This window comes from Pseudoalteromonas sp. NZS71, from assembly GCF_015864715.1.
Classification (GTDB): domain Bacteria; phylum Pseudomonadota; class Gammaproteobacteria; order Enterobacterales; family Alteromonadaceae; genus Pseudoalteromonas; species Pseudoalteromonas arctica.
Map to the genome: position 1 here is coordinate 200265 of NZ_JADYWS010000005.1, position 11464 is coordinate 211728.

Sequence of the window (11464 nt, forward strand, 5' to 3'; positions counted from 1 at the left end):
AATGAAACTTTCAGATCATGTAAATAGAATTCGAAACCTAATTACCGCCTCTTTTGATAAGCAATTTGCAAGACTAGGAATTGGTGCAAATAAACAAATAGAACTTGAAAAATTACCAGAACAAGTGCGCGGAAAACGTCAACACCTTGAAGTAATGCTTGAAAACCATATTGGTGAAACAGGTTGTTATCAAGACGCTAGAGAAAAGTTACTTGATGAGTTGAGCTTTACTTTATTTAACCGTCTAGCAGCGGTAAAAGTAATGGAATCAGCTAATTTATTCCCTCCAGTTATCACAAAACAAGCTGAACATGGTGGTCGTTCATTCGGTCATAAAGCGTGGTTGGAAGAGTATCCTGAAAACCGAGAAAGTGAACTAGAAGGTATTCGAGATTATTTTAAACATGCCTTTAATGAATTAGGTGATTCTTTACCGCTTTATAGTAAAGAGTACCCCTATGCATTATTACCTGACGCTATTTCGTTAAATGAAATAATAGAAGCCTTTAATGTAATCGCAGAAGACTCAAATGTTGAAGATGATATTTGGCAAAGTGATGATGTACTAGGTTGGTTATACGAAAGTTATAATAATGCCAAGAAGCAAGCCTTTAAAGATAGTAAAGCTAAAACAGAATACGACAAAGTTTCTCTGCAATCGCAAGTTTATACACCTCGTTGGGTAGTGCAGTTTTTGGTAGAAAATTCACTTGGTAAGCTTTACCTTGAAATGTATCCAGAATCGGAAATTAAAAATCAATTCAAAATAGCTAATGCGCCCAAAATTCAAGAACGAGATTTGAAGCCTTTACATGAAATTAAATTAATCGACCCTGCATCTGGCTCAGGTAATTTTTTATTATATGCCTTTGATTTTTTCTATGAACTATATATTGATCAAATTGAAAATTATGATGCAGACTATGATGAAGATGATATTCCAAAGCTCATAATTGAGAACAACCTATATGGTATTGATTTAGATGATCGTGCAATTCAACTAGCACAATTAGGCTTATATATAAAAGCCCGTAAGAAGCGCAGGTTTATTAAAGATAGTTTTAATTTCAAGGTGGTTTCTTCAGACTTTTATTTACCTGAATATGATGAAGCACGTCATATTTTTGAAGACGGTGGTAATTTAGATATTACTCAAAAAGAACTGATTGAAGATATTTGGAATGATCTTCGTTACGCCTATAAATTTGGTTCACTCATTCGTTTAGATGAAAAACTAAAAGCGAAATTAAAAGAATTAGAATCAAAACAAGGTGAAAAAGTTCTCGATTTATTTGCCGATGCAGATATCCGAGAACAAAAGGACTTTACAGAACTTTTTTTAAATAACTTAAAAGCTGCTGTCGAAAAATTTGCCTGCAAAGATGCTGATACTTTTATTGCCAGCAAAACAAGGGATGCAATTACTTTTTTAGAGTTGCTAACCACTGAATATGATGTTGCTTGTGCTAACCCTCCTTATACCGATAGTGGTGACTTTGGAGTAGAGCTTAAAAACTTTTCAGAACTCAATTATAAAAAACCAATTAAATTTAGCTCAAACCTTTACTCTATTTTTTTAAAGCGTTGTTGTGAATTAACAAGTAACGATGGGATGGTCGCTATGATTCATCCTGATACCATCATGTTTATTAAATCCTTTGAAAATGTTAGAAATTTTATACTTAAAAATCACCAAATAAATACATTAATACATTACCCTCAGACTGGCGGGGTTTTTGGAATAGGTCTTATTTATCCTGTTTTTTATGTCATAGACAAAAGTCAGGATAAATCGAAAAAAAGCTTATTTGTAAATTTGAAAAATAGCAAGGGAACAAAAGAAGAAGCAGAATCACTTGCACGTAGGTTGAATGACTATATAAAACAAAATGAAAACTTAAACAATTACAGTTTTTTCCAAGACGAATTAAAGAAAGTACAGTCCTCCCCATTCATTTACTGGATTTCCGATGAATTTAGAAAGAAATTTAACGGTAAAAATCTAGGTAACTATTTTGATATAAGTTTTGGATTAAAGACCGCCGATAACCTAAAATACCTTAAATATTCTTGGGAAGTGTCAGATTTTTCTAAAAGAAAATACGATAGCTTGTATAAAGCTGGCCCGTATAATCGATGGTTTGGAAATTTGTGGTTAACTTTAGATTATGATTACCAAGAAGCAAACATTTCAAGAGAAAAGTCTAGCGGTTTTTCTGGAAAAGCAAACTATAAGAAATTAGGCATAATCTGTCCAACCGTAGCAGCTAAAGCTACAACTTTTAGAATGAATTATGATTCTATTTTTAGCAATGCTGATTTAGGGATTTACCAATCTGATAAGAGCAAAAACATTCCTATTTTATCTGTTCTAGCTTACTTAAATTCTAAGGTTGTTCAGTATATAAATAATATGCTCAACCCAACAGTAAATATTATGCCTAATGATTTGAAACGAATCCCTTTTGTTAGGCCTAATCGTGAAAGTGAAAGAATGCTTGGTGCTTTATCTCAAAAATGTATCGATATAAAAATGGAACTTTGTACTTTTGAGATCATAAATAATCCCTATGAAGGTAATCCAATATGTAGATTCAAAGGGGTTACATTCGAACAAAGAATTAAAGAGTATTTAACTTATGAGAACTTTAGCAATAGCTTAATTCTAATTGCTGAGTCGATGATAGACGATATAATTTTTGATACCTATGAACTTACCCCTAATGACAAAGAACTTATTTTAGAAAAAGAGGGGAAAGGGGTTGCTAACCTACCTGTTTGTAAGGAAGCTAAGAGTTTATTCTTACAAGAGTGCAATAATGGTAGCTTGTCAGTTGAAGTGTTAAAACCTTATATTGAATCCCTTCAAGAGGTAGAATTTGAATCAGACTATAGAGCTAGGGTAATTGAATCTCTATCATCATTATATCAAGTAAATAAAAGCTTAGAGGAGTTTTGCATTGAATACCAATTAAACCCTATAACCATTTGGTATTGGTTTAAAAATGTTAATGCACTTCCTAAAAAACGATTTAAGTCTATTTGTGTCGATTTTATATCAAGTATAGTCAGAGATCTTTTGTTGAAAGATGAAGACGGAATAATACCCCTAGTATCAAACTCAGGCGAGAAAATATTAATAGAACGGATTCAGGTACAATTTAATGATGAAGGATATTCTAATACAGATTTTTCTAACATGGACTCAATGTTAGAAATGCCTTTCAAAAAATATTTGAATTCTTTCTTTTTTAAGGATTTAACAGAGCATTTAAATCTATTTCAATATTTACCAAAGACTCCTTTTATTTGGCATTTAACTAGTGGGCCTATGCAAGGTTTTGACTGTTATATTTCCATCTATAAATGGAGTCGAGATAATTTAATGCGAATCCGATCTGTATATGTTGAACATCGAGAACGAGCATTAATGAATCGGCAAAGTGATTTAGCTAATAATGAATCTGTCGATGCTCAAAATGAAAAAGACAAGATATTTAAACAATTAAAAGAAATTGAAGCATTTAAAGTTAAGATTGATGAGTTACTCGAAGAAGGCTATAACCCTATTCTTGAAAATGGAGTTGGGAGAAATATTGCGCCTTTACAGAAAAAGAAAATACTTGCTTATGATGTGTTAAATGCAGGGCAACTTAAAAAATACTTAAATGCAGACTGGTAGACGGAACTCATTATGATTGATTTATGGTTAAAAGAAGATCTCGAAAATATCTTTAGTAAAAACATTGTTGCGGTATTTATTGATGAGCACACGGATGCTGATTTTATATTAGATATACTAGATAGAACCTTTAATGTACATCAGGCAAATTCAGAAATTGAAGAGCTGCATGTAAAGTATTTAATTGAAAAAGAGCAACCGTCAGCAACTAAACATGTAATTTATACAAATTTAGCTAAAGACGAATTAAAGTACATTCGAGAGTATTGTGAAGTAAACGGTTGTTTAGATATTCGTCATTTAGAAAATTATATTAAAGGCAAAGTGCATAAAGCATTAAACCTAAATATCAATTTACCAAAAGATGAATTAATAACCGCAGCTAAAGTAAGTATTGGAAAAGACTTAACGTATTGGATGGACTTATGTCATAAAGGCTCATCTGAAATATTTGATTTAAAAATAGAACTTTTGCCTTTTATTCATGATCCAGTTCTTTTCACTAAAAAATATGATGACCAGTTACTAACAACGTTTTATCAGAAAGTGAATGAATTATTAGGACAAGAATACATAGTTAAACCAGCACAAACTTTAGCGGATGAAATAGTGGCTAAAATGTTTGATGGATTAGCCTGTAATGATTGTGAACCCGTTTTAGAGTCTGTTTATGTTCAATGGCTAAATTCTAAAGAGCATGACGGCTCATTTGATAAATACCTCACCAACTACTTAAGCAAAAATAGTAATGCTAATTTATTAAATAGCAATCAGGATATTTGGAACATCAATGTAAACCATCCTTTCAAATTGATTGATGAACAGTGGTTAAAAGCTATCGGCAGGGATATTAATAATAAAGCAGTATTGCCTAATTACTTGGCTAAAATTAGCCAGCGTAATCAGTCTAAACAGGCGCAATCTGTAAACATTAAGTTTTGGGCTGATATAAAAGTACTCCTAGAGTTTGATGATAAAAACATAGGCTATTTAAGTAATAGAGAACAGTGTATTGAGTTTTATACTAAGCATTTTCATAAGCTTGATACCGCCATCAGAAATTTATATACAGAGTTTTTAAATAACCCTGAAATACTTGCGCCTTATCAAGATTATTATAAGCACTTTGTCGATGTGTTTTTTGATAAGTGGTTTAAATATATTGAAGGTTATCAAGAGAATCAAACAGGCATATTGCAACGTATTATTGATGAGAACAGTCAAAAAACTGCAATTATTGTTGGTGATGGTGTTGCTTATGAACTTGCTTGTGAAGTATCTAAAAAGGTAAGTAATAACTTCAAGTTTACTAATGACATTATTATGGCTGATTTACCTTCATTAACGGTAAACAATATGAGCCGTATATACATGGCTAATGGCATGGTAGATAAAGTACAAAATAAACGTGAAAAATACCTTACTAAGCAAAACCCAAGTGCCGAAATTGATTATGTTAGGTTAGACGAAGTTAACTCTGAAGCTCGCTCTGGTCAGTATCTTATTTGTACTTACAAAGATATTGATGATATGGGTGATAAGCTTAATAACAAAGCCTTAAAGTATTTCCCTGAAAGTGTCGATTTTTTTGCTCAACAAATAGCTGTATTGCTACATAGTGGTTATCAAAAAGTATTTTTAATTACAGATCATGGATTTGTTTTAACTGGCATGTTAACTGATGCAGATAAAATAACACCTACATTAAATGGTCAAAGCTATGCTGCTGAACGTTATATACGAACAGTAGATAAGCAGCATTCAGCTACCTCATATGTTGAAATTGAAAAGCAATATGAAGAATTTAATTACCATTACTTCTCAAGAACAATGAATCCATTTAAAACGCCAAGCGTTTATGGCTTTGCTCACGGTGGTGCCGCACCTCAAGAATTAATAACACCTTACTTTTGTTGGGAGAGAACAGCAGAAACAGGTGGTTCTCTTATTGCTAAATTTATTAATAAAGCGGATCTTAAAAATGTATCTGGCGAATTGTATTTATTAAAAATTAAAGCCGATGATTCAGAAGATAATATTTTTGAAATGGAACGAAAAGTTTATTTAGTTAAGTTTTTTGGAAAGGAACAAATTGGTAAGAGTGATGTTTTTACCCTTAAACAAGGGGAAACAATCAACAAAGAATATACGTTTGATGGTAATAATGAAATTGAAATTCAGTTGCTTGATGCCTTAACTAAAGAGCAATTAGACAAGGCTGTTGTAAAGAAAAACAATGACCGCGATTTAGGTGGCTTGTTTTAGCCCAAAAGGATAAGTAAATGCCAGTATTAAATGAATTAGATGAAAAGTTATTAGAGCATTTCCGAGGCTTAGTAGTTAAAAAAAATCTTGTTGGTTCTATAAAAATTGGAGCAAATGTTCCCGTATTTGTTTTGGAATATTTAATAGCCAATTCATGTTCAACTGATGATGATGAACAAATAAAAAAAGGAATGGATAATGTTAAAAAAATCCTTTCTGAACATTACGTAAATCCTGAAGAAAGCACATTAATTCACTCTAAAATTAGAGAATTAGGTCGTTATAAAATTATCGATAAAATATCTGTTGAACTAGATTCTAAAAAGGATATTTATTGGGCTAAATTACAAAATAGTAATATTAAAAACGGCAACATTAGCGATAAATTAGTAAAAGATCATGAAAAGATATTGATGGGTGGCATTTGGGCAATCATTGATGTTGAATATGATCCAGACATTAAGATTGGCTCCAATATCTATCCATTTGTTATAACAGACATAAAGCCTATTCAATTATCTACATTTGATAACAGTAAAATAGTTAATAAGCGTAGTGAGTTTAATAAAGAAGAATGGCTAAACCTGTTACTGAGAAGTTGTGGTTATGAACCTACGTCTGAAGGTGTAACTGACAGGGTTAAGATGTTATTGCTTTCACGTTTATTGCCAATGGTAGAATCTAATTTTAACTTTATTGAACTTGGTCCTCGCTCAACAGGTAAGTCATTTGTTTATAAAGAATTAACGCCTTATGCGGTGCTGATTTCTGGTGGGCAAGGCACTATAGCAAAGTTATTTGTCCATGGTTCAACGGGTAAAGTAGGTTCTGTAGGTCAGTGGGATGCTATTTGTTTCGATGAAGCTACAGATAAAATATTTAAAGACCGTGATGCAATCCCTCTGATGAAAGATTACATGGAATCAGGATCATTCTCTCGTGCTGGTGCTGGTGGAGAAATAACAGGAAGTGCTTCTATAATACTTAACGGTAATATTAACCAACCTGTAGAAACGGTATTACAAACATCTCATTTGTTTAGCCCATTATCTGATGAAGTAAGTAATGACACTGCATTTCTTGATCGTATTCATTTTTATTTACCGGGGTGGGAAATGATAAAATTCGCACCTAAGCATTTTACTTCCAACTTTGGTTTTAGTACTGATTACTTTTCTGAGGTATTAAAATCATTCAGACGAATTACTTATACCGATGTTATTGAAGAGTTTTTCTCACTTGGTGCTCATTTAAAAACCCGTGATACTAAACCTGTTAAAAAGACAGTTTCAGGTTTTATTAAACTAATGCATCCTGACGGTAAATACACCAAAGATGATGTTCGAGAGTACCTAGTAATTGCTTTAGAAATGCGTAGGCGTGTAAAAGAACAATTAAAACGCATTGGTGGCATGGAATTTTGGGACACTAATTTTTCATATATTGATAAAGAAACCCAAGAAGAACACTTTGTTGGTTTACCTGAAGAAAAAGGATCTCATTTAATTGAGAATACCCCACTGCCGCCTGGCGTTTGCTATACCAGTACTAGCGATGGTGATAATGTTGCATTAGTGAGGGTTGAAGCTATTGCTGTAGGTGGTTCAGGTAAGCTGAATATAACAGGTGTAAGCAATACAGCAGTTAAAGAAAACATTAAAAACACTTACCAATACATTAAAGGTAATGAAAAAACGATTTTAAGTGAACAACACTCGCTGAAAAACTTTGATATTACGATACAGGTAACAAATCTCCTAGGAGCTTCTATATCGTCTGGTATTGGCTCTGCGGTTTATATCTCTATAGTTTCAGCATTATATAAAAAGAACCTTAAAGCGGGTCTTGCAGTGCTTGGAAACATATCTGTTGGTGGTGCTATTGAGCGCGCAATTAACTTTGAAGATAAAGTAACCATGCTTTCAGAAAATGGCGCGAAAGTTGTTATTGTTCCAATGGACAATTTAACTGAACTAGCCAATATTCCAGCAACAATATTGGGTGATACAGATGTTCCATTTTATCAAAATAACCAACTGCTAATGCAAAAAGCTATTTTGTTAGATTAGTATCAAGCTACACTGAGAAAGAGGTTTATTAAACATAGTAAATTTCTTTCTTAGTAAGTGGCTGATTTTATTATATTGCTACGGGGTTACTTAAAGCTTATATAACCGCCTATATGCAGCCTAGAGGCCTTTTTAACTTATATGCTATCCACTTGATGCCATACTCGCCTGATTGACCTCTGTTGCCATACGTCCATTTGTTATAAGTGCGGCATACAGCTCCCCTATTCTACCGGTTAAATGTCTAAGCTCTGTTGCAGGTACATCTCAACTTAACTCCCTTTCTAACCAGCTCATTGCTTCACCAAGTGATTGAATGATTTGCATTTGTGTTAAAGCCATTTTATATCCTTATTTTATTTTCTAACCAATTTTTAAAAGGTGCTTAATCCCTGATACCGACAGTGTACCCTGAGATGCTCGGCCTATATGGTCGCTCCACCAATTCATTAGCTCTCTGCGTTTTTCTATGTACTCAGCTCTATTATAAGCAGAACGAACTTGATTTTTATCTACATGCGCAAGTGCGGCTTCTATCACATCTGGGTTAAACTCATGCTCATTTAATGTTGTACTCCCAAGCGAACGTAAGCCATGGCTTACTAATCTACCTTCAAACCCCATACGTTTTAGAGCCATATTAGCTGTTTCATTGTTGATATGATTTCTAGGGTTTCTGTCTGACGGAAAAACAAACTCTCTGTGCCCTGAAATTGGTTTTATTGCCTCCAATAACTCTAAAGCCTGTTTTGATAAAGGAATAACATGCTCTCTGCGCTTTTTCATGCGTTCAGGGGGTATAGTCCAAAGTTTATTACCAAAATCGATTTCATCCCATCGAGTACCGGCAGCTTCACCAGGGCGCGTAAGTGTATGTAACTGCCATTCAATTAAAAAACGAGTTACGCGCTTAATTGATGCTATAGCAAGTGTTTGCATTAATTCAGGCAGCTCCTCTGGTTTTAGCGAAGGCATGTTTTGTTTTTGCGGCTTTTTGAAAACCTCACTAATCCCTGCAAGTGGATTAGCATTAATGTAGCCACTATTAACTGCGTGTATCATGATCTTTCTTAAATACAGGCATAGCCGCTTAACTGTCTCTAAGGTTCCTTTTGCTTCTATGGGTTTTAAAATCTTAATCACTTGTGGTGCATTAATTTTACCAATGGGGTATTTGCCAATAACCGATAAAATATGCTTGTTTAACGATCGCCAAATATCTTCACCATAGTCTTTGGTTAAACTTTGTTTTTTAACCTCAAACCACTCTAAAGCGACTTTATTTAGCGTTAACTCTTCTTGTGCTCGTTTAAAAGCTAAGGTTTCGTCTCTATGTTCTTTAGGGTCAGTCCCTAGAGCAACCAACTCCCTGGCTTCTTGCGCTAGCTTTCTTGCATTAACAATTGATATATCGGGATACTTACCTAACCCCATGTTAATACGCTTTTTTGTAATTGGATGATAGTAGTTAAAGTTCCAGAGCTTAGAGCCACTCTTTCTAACTTTTACTTGTAGGCCATTCCCATCAGATAAAATTATATCTTTATCCTCTGCTTTTACTTTCTTTAGCGCTGTATCGGTAAGTTGCTTCGCTGATCTTGCCATAAAAAATGAACCCTACTCCAATTTAGTATTCTTTATTATGGCAGTTTATTAAAGGAATACCATATTAGATACTAAAGCTTTGGGCTTGGGTGAAACTGGATGGGACGAGATGATACACTAAGTCATTGATTTTATTTTATTACAGGCACAAAAAAGGACGTCCTGAGACGTCCTGATATTGAATGATGGTGGAGGGAGAGGGATTCGAACCCTCGTTAGGGATAAACCTAAACACACTTTCCAGGCGTGCGCCTTCAGCCACTCAGCCATCCCTCCACAGTGCTGCAATTGTGTAATGCAACAGCGCGCTATAGTATGAAATAGACCCTTAAGGTGCAAGGCATTTTTAAATATGAGCCTTTAAATGCTTACTTATCAAGCAATAGCTTATCTATAGGCACAAAAAACGGCTAAATCTAAGACCTAACCGTTTTAATTTATACTTTTAAAATTACTTAGCCATGCTCGCAGTAAATTCAAGCATGCGATTAAGCGACTTAAGTGCGCCTTCGCGTAAACCCATATCAACGAATACTTCTTTACCTTTAGGGCTTATGAGGGCTTCCTCAATCGCTTTTAAGCCATTCATTGCCATCCAAGGGCAATGTGCGCAACTTTTACATGAAGCGCCCTCACCTGCCGTTGGAGCCGCAAAAAACTCTTTATCTGGACATAGTTGCTGCATTTTATAAAAGATGCCGCGATCGGTTGCTACAATAAACTTTTTATTGTCCATTGTTTGCGCTGCTTTAATTAATTGGCTCGTAGATCCAACCGAATCGGCAAGTGCAACAATTTCTGCTGGTGACTCAGGATGAACTAATACGCCTGCATCTGGGTGTAGCGCCTTCATATCTTTTAAGGCTTTAGTTTTAAATTCGTCATGTACGATACATGCACCATTCCACATAAGCATATCAGCACCGGTATTTTTTTGAATATAACTACCAAGGTGCTTATCTGGGCCCCAAATGATTTTTTCGCCTTGCTCATCAAGGTGCTCTACTATTTCAAGTGCACATGATGAGGTTACAATCCAATCTGCACGTGCTTTAACAGCCGTAGAGGTGTTTGCATACACAACCACTTTACGGTCAGGGTGCTCATCACAAAACGCTGAGAACTCGTCTATCGGGCAACCAATATCTAGCGAACACGTCGCTTCAAGCGTTGGCATTACAACCGTTTTATTTGGCGTTAAAATTTTGGCTGTTTCGCCCATAAATTTCACGCCCGCGACGATGATCATATCTGCATCGTGACGTGCACCAAAACGTGCCATTTCTAGCGAATCGGCAACGCAGCCGCCGGTTTCTTCTGCAAGTGCTTGAATTTCAGGATCGGTATAATAATGTGCAACAAGTACTGCATTTTTATCTTTTAGTAATTGTTTTATACGCGCTTTATATTCGCCTTGCTCGTCATTTGTTAACGGTGCTGGCTTAGGGGGGAAAATATAACCTTCAGGCATAATAGTTTGAGCTAGACTCATGTTCTCGACCACTTATCTACAGTGCATTAATTAGGGCGAATTATACGAGAATATAAACATAAATAACAGCAAACTAGTTAAGCTGTTTATAAAAAATAGAATGGGAATTTAAAAAAGAATATAAAGGAAAGTATTAGAGAGTGGTGGGTCATGATGGATTTGAACCATCGACCAATTGATTAAAAGTCAACTGCTCTACCAACTGAGCTAATGACCCGCTCTAATATAAATCTGCTTTGTAAAAAGCTGCGTAAATCCGCCGATTAAAACTTTCATAGAATGGTGGGTTATGATGGATTTGAACCATCGACCAATTGATTAAAAGTCAACTGCTCTACCAACTGAGCTAAT

5 protein-coding genes and 2 tRNA genes are annotated in these 11464 nt (G+C 34.7%); 3 read left to right on the forward strand and 4 right to left on the reverse strand.

Features of this window, described 5'->3' with window-relative positions; translation table 11 throughout:
- Position 1 precedes the first annotated feature (1 nt).
- From pglX to brxL, 3 genes are read left to right on the forward strand one after another with little or no spacing between them, the layout of a single operon-like run.
- Complete coding sequence (gene pglX / locus I6E85_RS05230) at positions 2-3682, forward strand: BREX-1 system adenine-specific DNA-methyltransferase PglX (protein ID WP_197236687.1); 3681 nt, start codon at positions 2-4, stop codon at positions 3680-3682.
- A gap of 12 nt (positions 3683-3694) precedes the next feature.
- Complete coding sequence (locus tag I6E85_RS05235; protein WP_197236688.1) at positions 3695-5947, forward strand: PglZ domain-containing protein; 2253 nt, start codon at positions 3695-3697, stop codon at positions 5945-5947.
- Positions 5948-5964: 17 nt separating this feature from the next.
- Positions 5965-8016 carry a protease Lon-related BREX system protein BrxL gene (gene brxL, locus I6E85_RS05240; RefSeq protein WP_197236689.1) on the forward strand — a complete coding sequence of 684 codons (2052 nt, stop codon included), beginning with the start codon at positions 5965-5967 and terminating at the stop codon, positions 8014-8016.
- 363 nt (positions 8017-8379) lie between these two features.
- Here the strand turns inward: brxL and I6E85_RS05245 are convergent, their stop codons facing one another.
- The 4 genes from I6E85_RS05245 to I6E85_RS05260 all read right to left on the reverse strand — a co-directional run bounded on the left by I6E85_RS05245 (position 8380) and on the right by I6E85_RS05260 (position 11330).
- Positions 8380-9621, reverse strand: coding sequence for an integrase domain-containing protein (locus I6E85_RS05245; protein ID WP_197236690.1), 1242 nt, complete (start codon positions 9619-9621; stop codon positions 8380-8382).
- 186 nt (positions 9622-9807) lie between these two features.
- Positions 9808-9897, reverse strand: a tRNA-Ser gene (locus I6E85_RS05250).
- Between the two features lie 175 nt (positions 9898-10072).
- Positions 10073-11113, reverse strand: coding sequence for a quinolinate synthase NadA (gene nadA, locus I6E85_RS05255; protein WP_010554042.1), 1041 nt, complete (start codon positions 11111-11113; stop codon positions 10073-10075).
- Between the two features lie 141 nt (positions 11114-11254).
- Positions 11255-11330, reverse strand: a tRNA-Lys gene (locus I6E85_RS05260).
- Between the last annotated feature and the right edge of the window lie 134 nt (positions 11331-11464).

Bases quoted from the DNA above. Each gene is read 5' to 3' on its own strand.
- nadA (WP_010554042.1), bottom strand. From the start codon at position 11,113: ATGAGTCTAGCTCAAACTATTATGCCTGAAGGTTATATTTTCCCCCCT.
- pglX (WP_197236687.1), top strand. From the start codon at position 2: ATGAAACTTTCAGATCATGTAAATAGAATTCGAAACCTAATTACCGCC.
- I6E85_RS05245 (WP_197236690.1), bottom strand. From the start codon at position 9,621: ATGGCAAGATCAGCGAAGCAACTTACCGATACAGCGCTAAAGAAAGTA.
- I6E85_RS05235 (WP_197236688.1), top strand. From the start codon at position 3,695: ATGATTGATTTATGGTTAAAAGAAGATCTCGAAAATATCTTTAGTAAA.
- brxL (WP_197236689.1), top strand. From the start codon at position 5,965: ATGCCAGTATTAAATGAATTAGATGAAAAGTTATTAGAGCATTTCCGA.